This is a genomic window from Mesorhizobium sp. (assembly GCF_004963255.1).
Taxonomy (GTDB): domain Bacteria; phylum Pseudomonadota; class Alphaproteobacteria; order Rhizobiales; family Rhizobiaceae; genus Mesorhizobium.
Genome location: NZ_SUGA01000049.1, coordinates 1 through 18,092, shown reverse-complemented (window position 1 = coordinate 18,092; position 18,092 = coordinate 1). Strand labels below are relative to the sequence as shown.

The following is an 18,092-nucleotide window of genomic DNA, read 5'->3' as shown; positions in this document are numbered from 1 at the left end:
AACAGTTTAGCCGGCATGTCGCCAGGCTGCCAATTTTTTGCTCATAGTTCCCTGAATGCCTTGATCACCCGCTCAGGTTTTCCGCCGACATCTCGAAGTTGCCTGCTCACCGCCGCCAGGGCGGCTCGGGCGAAAATCGCTTGCCAATCCAGTCGGCGAAGGCGCGGGTCTTGGCGGCCTGGCCCTTGGCTGAGGGCGTGACGACATAGACCGCGCCCTCGTCGGCCAGCGTCCAGTCCTCCAGGATCGGCACCAGTCTGCCGTCGGCAATCTCGCGCCCGACCAGCCAGTCCGTGCTCATCATCAGGCCGACGCCTTGCACGGCGGCCTCGACCAGCACCTCGGCGTCGTCGCTGGTGAGCGGCCCGGAAACCTCGACGCGCACGCGCCGGCCCTCGCGGTCGGTCATCTCCCAGACCGGAAAGGTCTGGAAGCCGGTGAAGCCGAGGCAGGAATGCTGAAGGAGCGCCTGCGGCGTTTCCGGCCTGCCCCTTCGGGCGAGGTAGGACGGGGCGGCGCAGAGAAGCCGGCGCCGCGTCGCCACCTTGCGCGCCACCAGGCGTGAATCCTCGAGGCTGCCCAGCCGGACGGCAACGTCGAAATTCTCGGCGACGAGATCGGCGAAACGGTTGGAGAATTCGGCTTCGATGCGCAATTCCGGGAACTCGGCGAGGAACTGGGGCAGGAACGGGGCTATCCACATGCGCCCGAACGTGCCGGGCAGCGCCAGCCTGAGCAGCCCGCGCGGCCGGCCGCCGGCATGGGCGGAGGCGGCGGCCTCGGCCTCGTCGACAGAAGCCAGGATGGCGCGCACGCGCACCAGGAATTCCGCGCCCGCCTCGGTCAGCGACACGCTGCGCGTCGTGCGGTGCAGCAGCCGCACCCCCAGCCGCTCTTCCAGCGATTGCAGCCGGCGCGACAGGATGGTGGCGTCGCGCCCGACCGACGCCGCCGCCCGCGTGAAGGAGCGCGCCTCGGCAACGGCCGCGAAGGCGGCCATTTCGGCAAGGGCGGCGGGTTCGACTGATTGCTGCATGGCTTGCAATACTCAAATGCAAAAGCCGACAATTATCGAGGCATAGCGCAGCAGATAGGTTCACTCAACCCCGATCAATCGACCCCACGGAGTGAAGCCATGAAAACCATCGAACTCACCCAGCCCAGGCTCGACGCCTTCCGCGCCGCCAGCGTCGCCACGCCCGAACCGCAGCGCGGCGAAGTGCTGATCCGCCAGCGGGCGGCGAGCCTGAATTTCGTCGACGTCGCCGTGGCGAGCGGCAACTATCCTGGACCGGTCTTTCCGCTCATACCCGTCGCCGACGGCGCCGGCGAGATCGTTGCGCTCGGCGAGGGCGTGACCACGTTGGCCGTTGGCGACCGCGTCGTCGCCCATGCCAAGCCGCGATGGATCGGCGGCCGGCCGCGGCCCTACGAGATGAGGCAGATGCGCGGCATCTCGCTGCCCGGATCGCTCGCCGAATATGTTGCGCTCCCCGCCAATTCGGTCGTGCCGGTGCCGGCGCATCTCTCCTTCGAGGCGGCCTCCACGCTGCCCATCGCCGGCACCACCGCTTGGAACGCGCTCCGCGTCGCCGATGTCGGACCGGGCTCCGTCGTCGTGCTGCTCGGCACCGGCGGCGTCTCGATCTTCACGCTGCAGCTTGCCAAGGCGGCCGGCGCCACCGTGATCATCACCTCGTCTTCCGATGAGAAGCTGGAGCGCGCCAAGGCGCTCGGCGCCGATCACCTGATCAACTACCGCTCGACGCCGGACTGGGACGGCACGGTGCTGGGGCTGACCGACGGCCTCGGCGCCGACCTCGTCGTCGAGACCGGTGGCGCCGCCACCTTCGCCCGCGCGGTCAACGCCACCGCGCCCGGCGGCACGCTGTTCACCATCGGCTTCGTCACCGGCGCCGAGGCGACGGTCAACCTGCTGCCGATCATCATCAAGGCGCTGAAGGTGGTGGGCAACAACACCGGATCGGTGTCCGACCTCAAGGACGCCGCCCGCGCCATCGGCGCCGCCCGGATCGAGCCGGTCGTCGACAAGGTGTTCTCGCAAAATGAGGCGACCGAGGCCTATACCCACATGGCGGCCGGCGGCCTGCATTTCGGCAAATTGGTGTTCGGGCTGGATTGGTAGGAAGGGCATCGTCGGGAATTGGCGGAAGCCGTGGCGACAGCCGATCTCCCTCCTTGTGGGGGAGATGTCCGGCAGGACAGAGGGGGGCACTGTCCCGCCGACGCTTTCAAGGCTTGGGTTCCTCGCCCCCGCCAAGGCGGGGAAGAGGTGTCCGCGAAGCGGACGGAGAGGGGGGCCTCGTAGGGCGCTCCCCCTCTCCGTCTCGGCTTCGCCGAGCCACCTCTCCCCCATTTCATGGGGGCGAGGAACCTTGATCTCGGGACCTCAGATCAACTTCTCCAGCGTGATCGGCAGATCCCGCACCCGCTTCCCCGTCGCGTGGAACACCGCGTTCGCGATCGCCGGCGCGATGCCCACGATCGCCAGTTCTCCCACGCCCTTGCCGCCGAGCGCGGAGGAGTGCGGGTCGGGGATGCCGACCGAGATGGTCTGGATGTCGGGAATGTCGGCATTGGTCGGCAGCATGTAGTCGGCGAAATTGCCGTTGACGATGCGGCCGTGGCGGCGGTCGACGATGCCTTCTTCGAGCAGCGCCTGGCCAATGCCCATGATGATGCCGCCCTTCCACTGGCTTTCCGCCAGCTTCGGATTGTAGAGCCGGCCCGAATCCAGCGCCGACACCACGCGCGACACGCGCACCGTGCCGAAGTCCTCATCTACCCGCACCTCGACGAAATGCGCGCACCAGGAATGGCGCGAATAGTCGCCCTCGGTGTGCGGGATCGATTTGGCGATGGTCGTGTAGTTCGCGTAGCGCTCCTCCGCTGTCGTGCTGGCCGGCAGCGTATCGCCCTTGGCCTCGATCTGCTCGCGGCCGACAGCAGCCATGAACTCGGCGACCGACAGCTCCGGCCCTTCGCCGCGCGGCGAGGCGATACGGCCGTCCCGAACTTGCAGCGTGTTCGCCTGCAGCTTCTGGAACGGCGAGCGCGGATCGGACAGCGCCAGGCCGATGAGCTCGTCCAGCGCCTGGCCGGCCGCCTTGTAGACGGCGCCGGTCATGACGCCGGCCAGACGCGAGCCGCCGGTGACGCCCGCGCGGGCGAAATGGGAATCCCCGAGCTTCACCGACACGCGTTCCACCGCCACGCCGAGCGTCTCGGCCGCCGTCTGCGCCAGGATCGTGTAGGTGCCCTGGCCCATGTCGATGGAGGAGCTTTCGACCACGACCGAACCGTCGGCAAGGATCTTCACCACCGCCTCGCCATGCGCGCGCCGCACCGGATAGGTGCCGGCGGCCATGCCCCAGCCGATGAGCTGATGGCCGTCGCGCATCGAGCGCGGCGCCGCCGAGCGCTTCGCCCAGCCGAAGGCTTCGGCGCCGGCGGCAAAGGCTTCGCGCAACTGGCGCGTCGACCACGCCTTCTTCGCGTGCGGATCCTGTTCGGCATAGTTGATCAGCCGCATCTCCAGCGGATCCAGCCCAAGCTCATGGGCGAGCTCGTCGATGGCGCATTCGATGCCGAAGGCGCTCGGGTTCTCGCCCGGCGCGCGTTTTGCGCCAGGCACCACCGTGTTGACCCGCACCACATTCTGCCTCGAGGAGAAATTCGGCGTGGCATACATGATCGAGGTGACCGAGCCGAGCGGCTCGACCCACATGCCGTCGACCGCGGTTTCGTTGACGCCGCGATGCACGATCGACTGGATCCTGCCGTTCTTGTCGGCGCCGATCGCCACCGTTTGCCGCGTCGCGGCGCGGCCGCCATAGGAGGTGAAATTCTGCGGGCGGTTGAGCACCAGCTTCACCGGCCGCCCCAGCATCTTGGCGGCGGCCGCCGCCACCGCGCTGTGCGCCAGCGCCAGCGCCTTCGACCCGAAACCGCCGCCGATATAGGGCGAAACCAGCCGCACGTTCTCGAACGGCACGCCGAACCACTCGGCGTAAGTGCGCGCCATCCCGTCGAGCCATTGGCTCGGCTCCCAGATGGTCAGCTCGTCGCCTTCCCAGCGTGCGATCAGCCCATGCGGCTCCATCGCCGCCTGGAATTCGCGCGGCGTGTTGTAGGCCGCGCAGATGCGCACTGGGGCTGCGGCGAAGGCGGCCTGCGCGTCGCCCCATTCCTTGGTCATGGCGTCGATCGGGATGCCGTCGCCGGCCTTGCCGTCGCTGAGATCGACGATGGCCGGCGTCTCGTCATACCAGACCTTGACCAGCGCCGCGGCTGCGACCGCCTGCTCGAAGGTCTCGGCCACCACCGCCGCGATATGCTGGCCGGAATAGGTGACCTCGCGGGCGAGGGGGTTGTAGGTCGGCTGCGACGGCGGGTTGCCCAGCCAGTCGGAAGCGCCCTTCAGTTCCATGATCGTGTCGGGCGTCAGCACGGCGAGCACGCCGGGCGCGGTCTCGGCCGCGCGGCTGTCGATGGCCGAGACCTTGCCGGCGGCGATGGTCGCGCCGACCAGCACGGCATGCGTCAGCCCTTCGAGCTGCTGCTCGAAGGCATATTTCGCCGCGCCGGTGATCTTGGCCGGGCCGTCGACGCGCGACAGGCGCCCGCCGACCGCTTCGAGGCGGGCGCTGTCGGACGCGGCGTGCTTCATGTCATGAACGGTCATGCCGTCTCTCCTAATTCGAGGATGGCGCGCGCGATGACGCGCGGCGCCAATGCGATCTTGTAGTGGTTGGCGCCATGGTCGACGGCGCCCTCCATGGCGAGTTCGCTCGCCTTGCGGACGAGTTCTTCGGAAAGCGCCTTGCCCTTAAGCGCGTCCTCGACGGCGCGCACGCGCCACGGCTTCGTGGCGACGCCGCCGAGCGCCACGCGTATGTCACGCACGGTACGGCCGTCGCTTTCGAGCTCCAGCCCGACGGCGGCGCTGGCCGCGGCGAATTCATAGGACTGACGGTCGCGCACCTTGATGTAGGTCGAGCGCCTGGCGGCGGCCGAGCCGGGGATTTCGATGGCCGTGATCACCTCGCCGGGGCGGATGTCGTGCTCCTGCTCGGCGGTGGCGCCCGGCGCAAGGAAGAAATCCTCGACCTTGAGCTTGCGCTCGCCGAGATCGACCTCGGCGTCGAAGGCGACGAGCGCCACCGCGAGATCCCCTGGATAGGTGGCGATGCAGGCTTCGCTCACGCCAAGCACGGCATGGCCGCGCGTCACGCCGCCGATCGCCGAGCAGCCGCTGCCCGGCGCGCGCTTGTTGCAGGCCGGGAAGTTCTGCGGGTCGCGGAAATAGGGGCAGCGCGTGCGCTGCATCAGATTGCCGCCGACGGTCGCCATGTTGCGCAGTTGCGCCGACGCCGCCTGCCACAGCGCTTCCGACACCGCCGGGAAGAGGTTCTTCACTTGCGGGTCGTCGGCGACATGGCTCATCCTGGCCAGCGCGCCGATGACGGCGCGGTCGGCGGTCACGTCGATGGCGTTGAGCCCCTTGATATGGCTGATGTCGATCACGGTCGAAGGTTCGGCGACGCCGCATTTGGCGAGATCGATCAGCGTCGTGCCGCCGGCAAGCAGCATCGCGCCGGGCAGGGCGGCCGCATTACGGGCGGCCTCGATATTGTCGGCGCGGAAGTAGGAAAAATCTCTCATGAGCGCAGCTCCCGTGCGGCCTGGCGGACGGCGGCGACGATGTTCGGATAGGCGCCGCAGCGGCAAAGATTGCCGGCCATGTATTCGCGGATTTCCTCGTCGGAACCGGCATGGCCCTCGCGAATGCAGGCCACCGCCGACATGATCTGTCCGGGCGTGCAATAGCCGCACTGGAAGGCGTCCTGTTCGAGGAAGGCGGCCTGCACGGCGTTGAGCGTGCCGTCCTGGTCGGCCAGGCCTTCGATGGTCGTGATCTCGCGGCCTTCGACCTGGGCGGCGAGCGTCAGGCAGGCGAGCACGCGCTCGCCGTCGACATGGACGGTGCAGGCGCCGCACTGGCCCTGGTCGCAGCCTTTCTTGGTGCCGGTGAGGTGGAGGCGGTCGCGCAGCGCGTCGAGGAGCGTCACGCGCGGCTCGATCTCCAGCGCATGGTCGCGGCCGTTGATGGCGAGATGGATGGAAAGCGTGGTGGGACTGATGGTGACTTGGTCATTCATGGGGCGTCGGGCTCCGATTGCTGGACGCTTGAGCGGATGGAAATGGGGCTTGAGGGGTGAGGGGCAAGGGTGAGTTTAGGGGAGGCGACCTTCGCGTTCGTCATCCTCGAGCTTGACCCGAGGATCCATGCCGTGACCTTTGCCGAAGGGCGCGGCGGGCCAGAATTCTGCACCGTAGCCGCGCTCGCAGGGTATGGCATGGATCCTAGGGTCTGCGCCGCGTCGCTTCGCTCCTTGCTTCGCCCTAGGATGACGAACTCGCGAGCGGGTTTGCCAACCACAGGCGTCGAAGAATGCCCCTCACTCCAGCGATCAGGCGAAGCTTTCCGTCCATGATCTGGTGACATAACGCTTCCCCTGGTTATATGATAAAAGCACTCCACTAAAGCGGAGGTGCCTCCGTTTATTTAGCTGGGGTCTGGCCAGTCATGGTTCAACCCCCCATATTGCGTTGGTGGAGAAAAAAGTGCCCGAGCCCGAAATGACCGCTGAAGCGACGCGCGATGCGCCGGCGCCAAAGCCGCTGCGCGCCGATGCGCAGCGCAACCGCGACAGGCTGGTCGAAGTGGCGGCGCAGATGTTTGCCAGCGACGGCGTCGACGCCTCGCTGGAGGAGATCGCCAAGCGGGCAGGGGTCGGCATCGGCACGCTCTACCGCCATTTCCCGACGCGCGAGCATCTGGTCGAGGTGGTCTACCGCCGCGAGGTGGAAGGCCTCTGCCACGCCGCCGAGGACCTTGCCCGCGAGCATCCGGCCGATGTCGCGCTGGAGCTCTGGATGCAGCGCTTCGTCGACTACATCGCCACCAAGCGCGGCCTGGCCACCAGCCTGCGGCTGCTGCTCACCACCAATTCGACGCTGTTCTCCGACACGTCCGGCCGCGTCTCCAGCGCTATGCGAAGCCTGGTCCAGGCCGCAGCCGCCTCAGGGAAGATCCGCGCCGACGTCGACTCTTCCGATGTCATGCATGCGCTCGGCGGCATCTACTCCGCCCCGAACACGCCGGACTGGCGCGAGCGCTCAGGACGGCTGGTGAAGCTCTTGATGGATGGCTTGCGTTTCGGGGCGAAGGGGTGAAGCGCTGAAGCTGCCATCCATATTGGAGGCGAGCCGGCGCGGGAACTGCTGATCTCCCCCACGAGGGCGGAGATTGGCAGCTTCGGCGTCGCGCCATCTTCTCTATGCGACTGGCATTCCTCAACCCGCGGCCTAAATAGTCGGCACCACCTGTCCCGTACACCGCCCTCCTCTCCCAAAAGGAATCTCCCATGCCCGAACAGCTCAAACTCAATGACGGCTCGACCATCCCGCAGATCGGGCTCGGCGTGTGGCAGGTCGATCCCGACATCACCGCAAAGGTCGTGCGCTGGGGGATCGAGGCCGGCTATCGTCTCATCGACACCGCCGAGGGCTACCGCAACGAGGAAGGCGTCGGCGAGGCGATCCGCGCGGCGGGCGTGCCGAGGAACGAGCTCTTCATCACCTCCAAGCTGCGCAACGGCGCGCATCAGCGCGACGCGGCATTGCGCGCCTTCGACGACACGATGCAAAAACTCGGCATCGACCAGATCGACCTTTTCCTGATCCATTGGCCGGTGCCTGCCCAAAACAAATATGTCGAGGCCTGGAAGACGCTGGTCGAGCTAAAGCAGGCCGGTCGCATCAATTCGGTCGGCGTCTCCAACTTCAACCAGGACCATCTGGAGCGCATCATCGGCGAGACCGGCGTGACGCCCGTCGTCAACCAGATCGAGCTGCATCCGCGCTTCCAGCAGCGCGACAAGCGCGATTTCCACAAGAAACACAACATCCATATCGAGAGCTGGAGCCCGCTGGGCAGCGGCCGGCTGCTGTCCGACCCGACGCTGGAGAAGCTGGCGAAGAAGCACGGCAAGTCGGTGGCGCAGGTGATCATCCGCTGGCATTTGCAGGAAGGGCTGATCGTCATCCCGAAGTCGATCCACCAGGAGCGCATCGCCGGCAATTTCGATGTCTTCGATTTCGAGCTCGACGCCGACGACATGCAGACCATCCGTGGTCTGGATTCCGCCGACGGCCGCACCGGACCTGATCCGGCGACGGCGGCGTTTTTGTTCTGAAACGAAGGTCAGGGGCCTGGCGCTGCGCCGGTGACGGCAAAAAACTGGACCGCGCCCGGCAGGCCGCTTGCTTTCATCTCGCCTTGTTCCTGGAAGGCCAGGCCGGAGCCGACGACCAGGTCGCGCATCGTTCGCGATGCGATGATCTGGCCCGGCCGGGCATGATCCAGGAGCCGCGACGTGACCTCGATGGCGATGCCGGAAAAATCCCCGCCGCGCGTCTCGCACTCGCCGATGTGAATCGCCGCGCGCACCTCTAGGCCGCATGGCTTCAGTCGATTGGCGATGGCCATCGCGCATTCAATCGAGCGCGTCGGCCGCTGGAACGCCGCGAGCAGCCTGCCGCGCGAGCGCCTGATTTCCGTGCCGCCGCCTAGCAGCAATTCGTCGCGAACGATGTCTGCCCGCTCCGAGGCTTTCGCGTCGTCGGCCGCGCCGCCGATGGCGAGCGCCAGCACCGATATCAGCACCCTTTCCACCCGCGCCGCCGGCAGCGCACCGGTCACGAAATCCTTGATCTCGTCGATCAGGCCGTCGCAGCCTTCGCCCCAGATCACGTGGTCCCGACCGGCAAGCTCGACATATCTGGCGCCTTCGATATGCGCCGCCAAATAGCGTCCTTCCTCCGGCTTCACCCACCGATCGCCGGTTCTCTGCAGCACCAGCGTCGGGACATGGATCGCCGGCAGAACGTCGCGCACGTCGATCTCGGTGCCCCAGCGCCATAGCGCGATCGCGTCCGCCGGCGAGGCCGAGTTCCTGAGATAGGCGGCGAACCACTCGCGCTCGACCATGTTGTCGATCAGGCTGGGCGCGGCGTTGCGCATGTCGGCCGGCTCGCCCCATTGCCGCTCGACGGTGTCGATATCCTGTTGCACCTCATCGGCCGTTCGGGCCCAGGGGTAGTCCTTCGACCATGTGCCCCTGGCATAAGCTCCAGTGAGCACCATGGCCGCGGTGCGCTCCGGATAGGTGGCGGCAAACAGGATGCACATCGGTCCGCCTTCGGAGCTGCCGAACAGCACCGGGCGATTGGAACCGACCGCGTCCAGCACGGCGCGGACGTCTTCCATGCGTTGCTCCAGCGTCGGCAGGCCGACATTGCGGTCGGAGAGGCCGGTGCCGCGCTTGTCGATGCGGATCAGTCGCGAGAAGGAGCCGAGCCGCTTCAGCACATGCGCGAAGCGCGGCGATCCCCAGGCAAGGTCGAGATTGGAGACCCAGCCCGGCACATAGACCAGGTCGACCGGCCCATCGCCCGTCACCTGATAGGCGATGTTGACGCCAGACGATTTGACATAGCGGGTGGGCGGTCGCGCGGCGTCGGGTTCGGCGCTCGAAGCCGGGGGCCGGGCAGGAGGCGCGGTGCGGCGGGCGCGCAGCTCCTCATGCAGGTGCCGGGTTTCGGCTTCCGGCATCAGCCGCAGCTCGCGCTGCAGCGCGTCGCGGCACAGCTCATACTGCTTCAGCGCGAGATTGATACGCCCTTGCGCCGCGTAGCTTCGCATCAGGGCACGATGGGCGTCCTCGCGCAGCGGCTCCATCGCCACCAGGCGCAAGGCGGCCCTTATGCAGAAAGCCGGATCACCGGCAGCCATGTGGTGATTGATGAGCCTGTCCAGCGCTGACACGACGATCGCCCGCAGGCGCTCGCGCTCGACCCGCAGCCATTCCTCGAACGGCTCTTCCCGCAGGCCGAGCCCGTCCAGCAGGTCGCCGCGATAAACCGCGACGGCCCGTTCGAGATCCTCGGGTGCGGAACTCGCCGCGAGCGCCTCGAAGCGCGCCACGTCGAAATCGAAATCGTCGAGGTGAAGGGCGATGTTCGCGCCATCAGTCAGGAAGCGGCCGCCGCCGGTGACGCTCATGGCCTTGCGGACGGCAGAGACCGCCTGCCTCAGGCTCATCCGCGCCTGGGCCTCGCCATTGAGGCTCCAGAGCAGCGCCGCCAGCTTCTCGCGCGACTGCGCCTGGCCGGCCTGCAGCGCAAGATAGGCCACCATGCCGCGCGCTTTGCGGCTGAAGGCGGGAGCCTTCACCCCGACGCCAGCAAAGTCGAAACCGCCCAGCAGGTGAAGATGCGGCGCCGTCATCGGAAGCCACCCCGACTGTGATCGGGCCAATTCTTTCGCTTAGCGGTCGCTAATTCAATCGCGATCTCATGCGGCCGGCGCTTTTCACGATTCGATCACGCCGGTGCCTGCGCCTTTCTCACGGATCTTCGGCAGATTGTCCGCACTGGACATTGATCCGAGGAGGATGCCGTGCAACCAGGCGAATGGCCACTATGGCATGACGACGACCGGCGCGACGGGCATTTCTCAAATGCGTCACTGCGGCATGAGATTGCGCTGGCCCGCTACCTTGAGCGGCAGCGCGAGCATCGGCAGGCGTGTGCTCCCATCGCAGACTTCCAAGCGTTCACGCGTCGCCTCCTTGCCTCGGCGGCGCGTCTCGGATCGGCCTCCTCTCGGCGTGCCGAACAAGGCTCTGCCTTCCCGCTCAAGCCTTGAGGCCGCCTTCAATAAGGCCGGCAGACACTGGTGATTGGCGAAAGCCGGAACTGGCAGGGACGGAGGGGCGCCGTCCCGCCGGCCTTGCCAAGGGCCTTCTGCCGAACTCAAATCCCCTCGCCATCCACCAGCGGCACGTCCTCGCCCTCCCAGGGGTTGGGCATCGAGCCTCGCCCGGCGCTTGGCAGCGGCATCCAGCATCTGAGCTCCGGCTCGGCATATTCGACCACCCGGCCGGGCGAGGAGTCCGAGGCCCGCCAGCCTTCCTCGCCGAATTGGTCGGCGCGCGACCAATAGGCCATGTCGACCTCGGCCGGTCCCTGCTCGGAGGAGCGCACCGTCACCAGGATGCGGCTGCCGTCCCGCGGCGCGCTCGCCATGTTGCGCCAGTGGTCGGTGTCGTCCATGGGAGGTTCCTCCTGCTTCGTTCGGAGCTGCTGAAAATAGCCTGCTTGGGCGATAGTCGCCGCCCGCCGGGGAGGGGTCAACCCGAACTTGGCGCGAGACATAAATATCATTCGGAGCTAATATATCCATCGACCGCAATCGAGCAGACGACGATGGACGAAGGATTGCTGTCTCAGGCCACGCGTCTCGGGCCGGTCCATCTCAAGGTGACCGACATTCCGGCCGCCTTGACCGTCTGGCGCGACACGCTCGGACTGGCGCTGGCCGGCGAGGACGCCGTCCTGGCGCAGCTCGGCGCCGGCGGCCGGACGCTGATCGTGCTCCATGCGGGCGCGGAAGTCGCCCTGCCGCAGAAGTCGCGCGATCTCTTCCACGTCGCCATCCACGTCACCACCCGCCGCGACCTCGCGCATGCGGCCGCGCGCCTCAAGGCGTCGGGGCTGCGATACAGCGCCCAGGACCACCTCGTTTCGGAATCGCTCTACGTCTCCGATCCGTCCGGCAACGGCATCGAGATCTGCTTCGACACGCCTGAACGCCTGCTGCGCCGCGAGGTCTCGCCCGACGGCCGCGTGTCGCTGATCGCCGTCGACGGCAGCGCGCATTCCGGGCTGGAGCCGCTGGACATGTCGGGCCTTTTGCGCGACCTCGGCAATTCCGGCCATGTCGAGCCGAGGATGGCGCAGGACGCCTTCATCGGCCACATCCATTTGCGCGCCCGCGCGCCCGAGGCGCTAATGGAATTCTATCTCGGCGTGCTCGGCTTCCGGCCGCATATCCAGTCCCGGACCTTCGGTATGTTCGACTGCGGCACCGAGCTCCGCGCGCATATGATCGCCTTCAACATCTGGGCGCGCGGCGAGCTGCGCGAGCCGCCGCCCGATGCCGCCGGCCTCGACCATTTCACCATCGAGCTTGGCTCGGCGCAGGAACTCGCCGCCGTGCAGCGCAGGCTCGAAGCGGCCAATGCGCCGGCGAGAAGGGAAGGCGGCGCGATTTCGACCGCCGATCCGGAGGGCAATCGATTGCGGCTGTTCCGGGCGAGGGAGTAGGGCAGCAGGGCAGTAGGGGAATAGGGGAATAGGGGAATAGGGGAATAGAAGTCGCAGCGTTCACGTGATCTGATCTTCTTACCGCCTTTCTGCCTTACTGCCTTACTCCCCTACTCCCCTACTCCCTTCCTTCGTTCCCCTCACACATGCACATCACCAACCGACAGCTCACCGTCATCGGCGCGGATGAGGAAGGCGGCGGCGAGCAGCGCGAGATAGCAGACGGCCACCCCGCTTACCACGACGACGCCGGGGATGGGTCCCAGCGTCGCCACCCGGAATGTGTCGACCAGAGAGGCGCCGAAGCCGATCGGAGAGCCTTCGCGTGACAGGCTCGGCGTGGTGATCTTGAGGATCCAGGCAAGCAGAAGGATCGTGTACATGAAGATGTAGTTGCGGCGCAGCCGGCGTATCAGCGCCGCGCGCTGCGTGATCAGGAAACGCGGCGAGCGCAGGCCTTCGCCGAGGATGGCCAGCCAGTTGGAAGCGTAATCCGGCTGCGGCGAAAAGATCTGCGCGAAATAGTAGCGCTCGAACTGCCGCACACGGGCGCGGTAGACGTCGAAGAAACGGTAGCGCCGCGCCTCGATCCACAAAAGCAGCGTGATCAGGAGCATCGCGAACAAAAGCACGCCGTGATGCGCGCTGGGCGTCGACAGCGACACCGACAGCATCGCCGCCACCACGGTGATCGCCCAGTTGCTGGTACGGTCGAGCCGGTCGCGCCAGCCGGCCATGCGCGCGATCTCGGCGCGGTGGAAATGCGACAGCGTCGTGGTGAATTCGGGAGAGCTGAGCTTCAGCGCCAGCGTGTCGGAAGCGCGGGGCGGCGCTGCCTTTTCGGTGGATCTTGCCGGCGCGTTCGCCTCGATGGATTTCGCGGCTCGGGCCGCGTCGGTGGACCTTGCGGCCTTCGTCTGGGACATCGTGCCATGCGCCTCTCCATGGCCGGCCGTATCCCGACTTAAGAACAGGCCGGCCACACCCCGTATAGCACAACGTGTGGCCGGCCCAAAATGTTCCCGCCTTTTCAGGCGGATAAGTCAGGATGCAAGCGGCGGAACGCCGCCATTCGCGCGCCGCGGAAAGGGCAGCACGTCGGCCACCGGCCTGGCATGCTGGGCTGCCGCCACCGCATCGATCACAAGGTCGAGTGCCTGAAGCGCCGCGCGGCTCGTTTCATCATCGCCACGCAGGTAATGGCACGCCCGGTCGAGGTGCAGGTGGGCGGCGGCAAAGTCGCTTTTCATTAGCTTCTCCTTATTGCCCCGCCTTGGCGCGACCATCGCCGAGTCGCTTTACCGGCAAGCAAAGATCGGCGCTGGCATTTGATTAGAATTGTAGGGAGCGTTTCCTCGCCCCCGCAATGCGGGGGAGAGGTGCCCGCGAGGCGGACGGAGAGGGAGCTTCGGAGAGCGGAAGCCCTCCTCTTCGAAGTGCTTTTGCCGGTCGAACCGGCGCTCCCCCTCTCCGTCTCGGCTTCGCCGAGCCACCTCTCCCCATTTCTTGGGGCGAGGAGACGCTGCCGTCAGCCATGCAACCGATCCCCGCGCCAGACCGTTAAGCACAGGCGAGGAAATGAGGGGGCATCTTGTCCAACATGCTCAATGGGCGCCGGTCGCTGTCGGTCTGGATCGCGCTTGCAGTGGCGGCGCTTGCCTTGATGCCTGCCGCGACCTTCGCCGCCGAGAAGACCGGCATGTCCTCGGAAGGCATTTTCGTCGCCGAGCTGATCCTGCTCCTGGTTGTCGGCCGCGGCATCGGCGAGGTGCTGGAAGCGCTGGGACAGCCGGCGGTGATGGGGCAATTGATCGGCGGCATCCTGCTCGGGCCTTCGTTGCTCGGCTGGGTCTGGCCGGCGGCCGAGCGGCTGATCTTCGCCGGCGATCCATCCCAGAAGTCGATGATCAACGCCATCGCCCAGCTCGGCGTTCTGATGCTGCTTCTGCTCACCGGCATGGAGACGGATCTGAGGCTCGTGCGCCGGGTCGGCCGCGCCTGCTTTTCCATCTCGGCGGCCGGCGTTGCCGTGCCCTTCGCGCTCGGTTTCATCGCCGCCCAGTTCATGCCCGAGACACTGCTTGCCGCCGGCGGCGAGCGCATTGTCGCCGGGTTGTTCCTCGGCACGGCGCTCTCCATCTCCTCCGTCAAGATCGTCGCTATGGTGGTGCGCGACATGAACTTCATGCGCCGCGACCTTGGCCAGATCATCGTCTCCTCGGCCATCATCGAGGACACGATCGGCTGGGTGGTCGTCGCCATCACCATCGGCATCGCCACGAAGGGGCGGATCGAGATCGCCAGCCTGGCCTTCACCATCCTCGGCGTCGCCGCCTTCATGGTGTTTTCCTTCACGCTGGGCCGCCGCATCGTCTTCGACGCCATCCGCTGGACCAACGACACGTTCCGCTCCGAATATGCGGTGGTCACCGTCATCCTCGCCATCATGGGGGTGATGGCGCTGATCACCGACCTGATCGGCGTCCACACCGTTCTTGGCGCTTTCGTCGCCGGCATATTGGTGGGTGAATCGCCGATCCTGTCGCGCCACATCGAAGGGCAGCTGCGAGGCATCATCACGGCGCTTTTCATGCCGGTGTTCTTCGGCGTCGCCGGCCTGTCGGCCGATCTCACCGTGCTGGTCGATCCGCAACTGGCGCTGCTCACCGTGGCTCTGGTGGTGATCGCCTCGATCGGCAAGTTCGGCGGCGCCTTCATCGGCGCGGAAGTGGCCGGCATGAGCCGCGCCGAAGGCATCGCGGTCGGCTGCGGCATGAATGCGCGCGGTTCCACCGAGGTCATTGTCGCCTCCATCGGCCTGTCGATGGGCGTGCTCTCGCACAACCTCTTCACCATGATCCTCACCATGGCCGTCATCACCACGCTGGCGATGCCGCCGACCTTGCGCTGGGCGCTGCGGCGCCTGCCCATCGGCGAGAAGGAGAAGAAGCGCCTGGAGCGCGAGGAGATCGATCAGCGCGGCTTCGTCGCCAATCTGGAGCGGCTTCTGGTCGTGGTCGACGAGGGCGTCGTCGGCCGCTTCGCCGCCTATCTCGCCGGCGTCATCGGCGCCGGCAAGCCGACGACGGTGCTGCATTCGAGCGGCGAGACCGATGCCGAGCCGACCGAGGGCCTGCATCTGGAGGAGATCGAGAAGGGCGCCGAGGACAGCCGCGAGGCCGCGAAGGAGGGCGACGAGGAGCCGGTGCGCGAAACACCGGTCACCCGCCGCCAGCACGAAGTGCTTTCGGCCGAGGCGGTCGCCAAGGAGGCGCGCAAGGGCTACGGCATGCTGCTTGTCGGCCTCGGCCGCGCCGTCACCGCCAAGGGCGGCTTCTCGCACCGCCTGAACGAAGTCGCCGGCGCCTTCGACGGACCGCTCTGCCTGGTGCTGAAGCCGGCGAGCGCCGGTCGCCAGATGCCGAAACTCGGCCCCGGATCGGGCAGGATACTGGTGCCGGTCAACGGCACGGCGGTTGCCCGGCGCGGCGCCGAGCTGGCGCTGGCGATCGCCGCCGTCACCGGCGCGCCGGTCAAGATGCTCTATGTCGCGCGCGGCGGCCGCGACGAGCCGCGCGACACCGTCTCGCATCGCCGCCGCGAGGCGGTGCTGAAGGATATCGTTGCGCTCGCCGACCGCTATGGCGTCGAGATCGAGACGGCGATCCGCTCCAGGGCCGCGGCCGCCGACGCCATCGCCCGCCAGGCCGGCCGCAACGTGTCGCTGATCGTCATGGGTGTGGCGCGGCGGCAGGGTGAGGAACTCATCTTCGGCGAGACGACGACGGCAGTCCTGCGGCGCGGCCCGTGCCCGGTGGTGCTGATCTCCGACGAGCGGGTGCAACGCGACGAGAGCGAGCGCGAGGCCGTGCGCACGGGCGCGGGCGCTGCGTGAAGCCGTTGGCCGACTGAGACATTTCGGGCGCGCCCGGCTCACCGATCACATGCTTCTTCATCGCAAGGTGCGTCATGGTGAAGGCGTCGTCCAGTTTATCGCGCCGCCCGACTTCAATATGAGTTGCAGCTAATATAAAATGAATGCCTTCAATCGCTTTGCCGAAGAGAAGGAGGACAAGCATGGCCGCCTATCTGATTGCCGACGTCGATATCACCGACATGGCCATGTTCGACGAGTACCGGCGCGAGGTGCCGGCAACCGAGGCTCGCTATGGCGGGCATTATCTCGCGCGCGGCGGCACGACGCGAGTGCTCGAGGGCGACTGGGAGCCGCACCGTCTGGTGATAATCGAGTTTCCCGACATGGCTGCGCTGACCGCGTGGTACGATTCGCCGGAATACGCGCGCCTGAAGGAAATCCGCGTCCGCTGCGCCCACACGCGCATCATTGCCCTCGAAGGAGTATTGCCGGCGTAAGCGCTGTAAGGCGCAATCTCCCCTTTTGTGAGGGGAGATTGGCAGTTACAGCGCCTCGTTCACGCCATCTGCAGCTTCTGCCGGCTTGGCTGCGGCGGAAAGGCAATGGCGATGCCGGCCGCGCCCAGGCCGATCAGCGCCGAGGCGATGAACAGCCAGTGGTAGCTGGCGGTGGCGTCGTAGATCATGCCGCCGGCAAGCGGCCCGAGCGACATGCCGAGGCTGGAGAGCAGCGTCGCCGCGCCAAGCACCGTGCCGATGATGCGCAGGCCGAAATACTCGCGCGCCAGCACCGCGTAGAGCGGCATCACGCCGCCATAGGTGGCGCCGAAGATGACGGCCAGGAGGTAGAACTGCTCGATCCGGCCAACGGCGAGGTAGGCGGCGATCACCAGACCCTGGATGGCGAGCCCGGCGACCAGCACCGGCTTGACGCCCAGCCGGTCGCCGAGCACGCCGTAGAGCACGCGTCCGCCAAGGCCGGCCAGGCCCTCGACGCTGTAGATCGACACCGCCGCCATCGGCGCGATGCCGCAGGACATGGCATAGCTCACCATGTGGAAGATCGGGCCCGAATGCGCCGCGCAGCAGGCGAAGAAGGTCAGGCCCAGCACGATGAATTGCGGCGAGCGCAGCGCCTGGCCGACGCTCATGCCGGGATCGTCGGCGGCCGGCGCCGGCGCGCCGTCCCTTGCCGCGGCCGCCACAGGCGGCTGGCGCACCAGCAGGACGGCTGGCAACAGCAGCACCCAGGCCATGACGCCGATATCGAACATGGCGGTGCGCCAGTCATAGGCGCTGATCAGCCAGCGGGCGAAGGGCGAGATGGTCATCGGCGCCACGCCCATGCCGGCCGAAACCAGCGACACGGCAAGGCTGCGGTTGGTGTCGAACCAGGCGGTGGTGAGCGCGATCATCGGCGCGAAGAAGGCGCTGGCCGCCAGCCCGACGATGATGCCGTAGCTGAGCTGGAACACGAGGAGCGAATTGGCGCGGCTTGCCACCACCAGCGACAGGCCGAGCAGCACGGCGCCCGCAAGCACCACCGGCCGTGCGCCGACCCGGTCATAGATCGATCCCCAGGCGAAGCCGCCGAGGCCCATGACGAGGAAGTTCAAGGTCATGGCGCTGGAAATGCCGGTGCGCGACCAGTTGGTGTCGAGCGACATCGGCTCCAGGAAGATCGCCAGCGAAAACATGGCGCCGAGCGCCACGCAGGTCATCAGCGCGCCGGCCGCGACGATGACCCAACGATAGGAATGGTTCATGGTTCTTCTCCATGCCGTAAGGCATCCTGTTTGATGCGGCACGATTTTTCCAGTCCACCGGGCCGCTTGCGTCCGAAGGACGCCGGAGCGGGAGCCGATCCTACAAATCCGGTTGCATTTTTTATCTGGTTTAGCGCCCTATCTCCCCCCTTGTGAGGGCTTTGCACGGAACTGAGTTGGTGATTCGGTAGGTCC

At 66.9% G+C, this 18,092-nt stretch carries 15 protein-coding genes; 6 read left to right on the top strand and 9 right to left on the bottom strand.

All coding sequences use genetic code 11. The annotated features are described in order from the left end of the window. Positions 1–106 precede the first annotated feature (106 nt). Positions 107–1,036 carry a LysR family transcriptional regulator gene (locus E5X34_RS30015; RefSeq protein ID WP_292572481.1) on the bottom strand — a complete coding sequence of 310 codons (930 nt, stop codon included), beginning with the start codon at positions 1,034–1,036 and terminating at the stop codon, positions 107–109. Positions 1,037–1,135: 99 nt separating this feature from the next. On the opposite strand from E5X34_RS30015, the gene E5X34_RS30010 reads away from it, so the two are divergent. Then, a complete protein-coding gene (locus E5X34_RS30010; protein ID WP_292572478.1) occupies positions 1,136–2,146 on the top strand; it encodes an NAD(P)-dependent alcohol dehydrogenase in 1,011 nt (336 codons plus the stop codon). A 264-nt stretch (positions 2,147–2,410) separates the two neighbouring features. Here the strand turns inward: E5X34_RS30010 and E5X34_RS30005 are convergent, their stop codons facing one another. From E5X34_RS30005 to E5X34_RS29995, 3 genes are read right to left on the bottom strand one after another with little or no spacing between them, the layout of a single operon-like run. Then, positions 2,411–4,705, bottom strand: coding sequence for a xanthine dehydrogenase family protein molybdopterin-binding subunit (locus tag E5X34_RS30005; protein ID WP_292572475.1), 2,295 nt, complete (start codon positions 4,703–4,705; stop codon positions 2,411–2,413). Next, entirely contained in the window at positions 4,702–5,685 is a 984-nt protein-coding gene (locus E5X34_RS30000; RefSeq protein ID WP_292572472.1) for a xanthine dehydrogenase family protein subunit M, read from the bottom strand. Before E5X34_RS30000 ends, E5X34_RS30005 begins: the two co-directional genes overlap by 4 nt. Next, the gene (locus tag E5X34_RS29995; protein WP_292572469.1) at positions 5,682–6,182 is read right to left on the bottom strand and encodes a (2Fe-2S)-binding protein; all 501 of its coding nucleotides are present in this window, start codon (positions 6,180–6,182) and stop codon (positions 5,682–5,684) included. The genes E5X34_RS30000 and E5X34_RS29995 overlap by 4 nt, the downstream gene beginning before the upstream one ends. 481 nt (positions 6,183–6,663) lie before the next feature. Here E5X34_RS29995 and E5X34_RS29990 point away from each other — a divergent pair, with 481 nt between their 5' ends. Together E5X34_RS29990 and E5X34_RS29985 are read left to right on the top strand one after the other, a co-directional pair. Further along, positions 6,664–7,260 carry a TetR/AcrR family transcriptional regulator gene (locus E5X34_RS29990; RefSeq protein WP_292572534.1) on the top strand — a complete coding sequence of 199 codons (597 nt, stop codon included), beginning with the start codon at positions 6,664–6,666 and terminating at the stop codon, positions 7,258–7,260. A gap of 191 nt (positions 7,261–7,451) precedes the next feature. After that, positions 7,452–8,282 carry an aldo/keto reductase gene (locus tag E5X34_RS29985; RefSeq protein ID WP_292572465.1) on the top strand — a complete coding sequence of 277 codons (831 nt, stop codon included), beginning with the start codon at positions 7,452–7,454 and terminating at the stop codon, positions 8,280–8,282. 8 nt (positions 8,283–8,290) lie between these two features. Here E5X34_RS29985 and E5X34_RS29980 read toward each other — a convergent pair whose 3' ends face one another. Further along, positions 8,291–10,375 carry an alpha/beta fold hydrolase gene (locus E5X34_RS29980; RefSeq protein WP_292572462.1) on the bottom strand — a complete coding sequence of 695 codons (2,085 nt, stop codon included), beginning with the start codon at positions 10,373–10,375 and terminating at the stop codon, positions 8,291–8,293. Between the two features lie 527 nt (positions 10,376–10,902). Further along, positions 10,903–11,202, bottom strand: coding sequence for a hypothetical protein (locus tag E5X34_RS29975; protein ID WP_292572459.1), 300 nt, complete (start codon positions 11,200–11,202; stop codon positions 10,903–10,905). 153 nt (positions 11,203–11,355) lie between these two features. On the opposite strand from E5X34_RS29975, the gene E5X34_RS29970 reads away from it, so the two are divergent. Next, entirely contained in the window at positions 11,356–12,255 is a 900-nt protein-coding gene (locus E5X34_RS29970) for a VOC family protein (RefSeq protein WP_292572456.1), read from the top strand. 140 nt (positions 12,256–12,395) lie between these two features. Here the strand turns inward: E5X34_RS29970 and E5X34_RS29965 are convergent, their stop codons facing one another. Together E5X34_RS29965 and E5X34_RS29960 are read right to left on the bottom strand one after the other, a co-directional pair. Beyond that, positions 12,396–13,181: a DUF2270 domain-containing protein gene (locus E5X34_RS29965; protein ID WP_292121844.1), complete on the bottom strand. Its 786-nt coding sequence runs from the start codon at positions 13,179–13,181 to the stop codon at positions 12,396–12,398. A 117-nt stretch (positions 13,182–13,298) separates the two neighbouring features. Continuing rightward, positions 13,299–13,505 (bottom strand): hypothetical protein, encoded by a 207-nt coding sequence (locus E5X34_RS29960; protein ID WP_126061490.1) that lies wholly within the window; start codon positions 13,503–13,505, stop codon positions 13,299–13,301. A 350-nt stretch (positions 13,506–13,855) separates the two neighbouring features. Here E5X34_RS29960 and E5X34_RS29955 point away from each other — a divergent pair, with 350 nt between their 5' ends. Beyond that, positions 13,856–16,150 carry a cation:proton antiporter gene (locus E5X34_RS29955; RefSeq protein WP_292572531.1) on the top strand — a complete coding sequence of 765 codons (2,295 nt, stop codon included), beginning with the start codon at positions 13,856–13,858 and terminating at the stop codon, positions 16,148–16,150. A gap of 182 nt (positions 16,151–16,332) precedes the next feature. Continuing rightward, the gene (locus E5X34_RS29950) at positions 16,333–16,629 is read left to right on the top strand and encodes a DUF1330 domain-containing protein (protein ID WP_292572453.1); all 297 of its coding nucleotides are present in this window, start codon (positions 16,333–16,335) and stop codon (positions 16,627–16,629) included. A gap of 59 nt (positions 16,630–16,688) precedes the next feature. Here the strand turns inward: E5X34_RS29950 and E5X34_RS29945 are convergent, their stop codons facing one another. Continuing rightward, entirely contained in the window at positions 16,689–17,897 is a 1,209-nt protein-coding gene (locus tag E5X34_RS29945) for an MFS transporter (RefSeq protein ID WP_292572450.1), read from the bottom strand. Positions 17,898–18,092: the final 195 nt, after the last annotated feature.

Coding starts and splice junctions, on each gene's coding strand:
- E5X34_RS30000 (WP_292572472.1), bottom strand. CDS start 5,685: ATGAGAGATTTTTCCTACTTCCGCGCCGACAATATCGAGGCCGCCCGT.
- E5X34_RS29990 (WP_292572534.1), top strand. CDS start 6,664: ATGACCGCTGAAGCGACGCGCGATGCGCCGGCGCCAAAGCCGCTGCGC.
- E5X34_RS29970 (WP_292572456.1), top strand. CDS start 11,356: ATGGACGAAGGATTGCTGTCTCAGGCCACGCGTCTCGGGCCGGTCCAT.
- E5X34_RS29950 (WP_292572453.1), top strand. CDS start 16,333: ATGGCCGCCTATCTGATTGCCGACGTCGATATCACCGACATGGCCATG.
- E5X34_RS30005 (WP_292572475.1), bottom strand. CDS start 4,705: ATGACCGTTCATGACATGAAGCACGCCGCGTCCGACAGCGCCCGCCTC.
- E5X34_RS29955 (WP_292572531.1), top strand. CDS start 13,856: ATGCTCAATGGGCGCCGGTCGCTGTCGGTCTGGATCGCGCTTGCAGTG.
- E5X34_RS29965 (WP_292121844.1), bottom strand. CDS start 13,181: ATGTCCCAGACGAAGGCCGCAAGGTCCACCGACGCGGCCCGAGCCGCG.
- E5X34_RS29975 (WP_292572459.1), bottom strand. CDS start 11,202: ATGGACGACACCGACCACTGGCGCAACATGGCGAGCGCGCCGCGGGAC.
- E5X34_RS29980 (WP_292572462.1), bottom strand. CDS start 10,375: ATGACGGCGCCGCATCTTCACCTGCTGGGCGGTTTCGACTTTGCTGGC.
- E5X34_RS30015 (WP_292572481.1), bottom strand. CDS start 1,036: ATGCAGCAATCAGTCGAACCCGCCGCCCTTGCCGAAATGGCCGCCTTC.
- E5X34_RS29995 (WP_292572469.1), bottom strand. CDS start 6,182: ATGAATGACCAAGTCACCATCAGTCCCACCACGCTTTCCATCCATCTC.
- E5X34_RS30010 (WP_292572478.1), top strand. CDS start 1,136: ATGAAAACCATCGAACTCACCCAGCCCAGGCTCGACGCCTTCCGCGCC.
- E5X34_RS29985 (WP_292572465.1), top strand. CDS start 7,452: ATGCCCGAACAGCTCAAACTCAATGACGGCTCGACCATCCCGCAGATC.
- E5X34_RS29960 (WP_126061490.1), bottom strand. CDS start 13,505: ATGAAAAGCGACTTTGCCGCCGCCCACCTGCACCTCGACCGGGCGTGC.
- E5X34_RS29945 (WP_292572450.1), bottom strand. CDS start 17,897: ATGAACCATTCCTATCGTTGGGTCATCGTCGCGGCCGGCGCGCTGATG.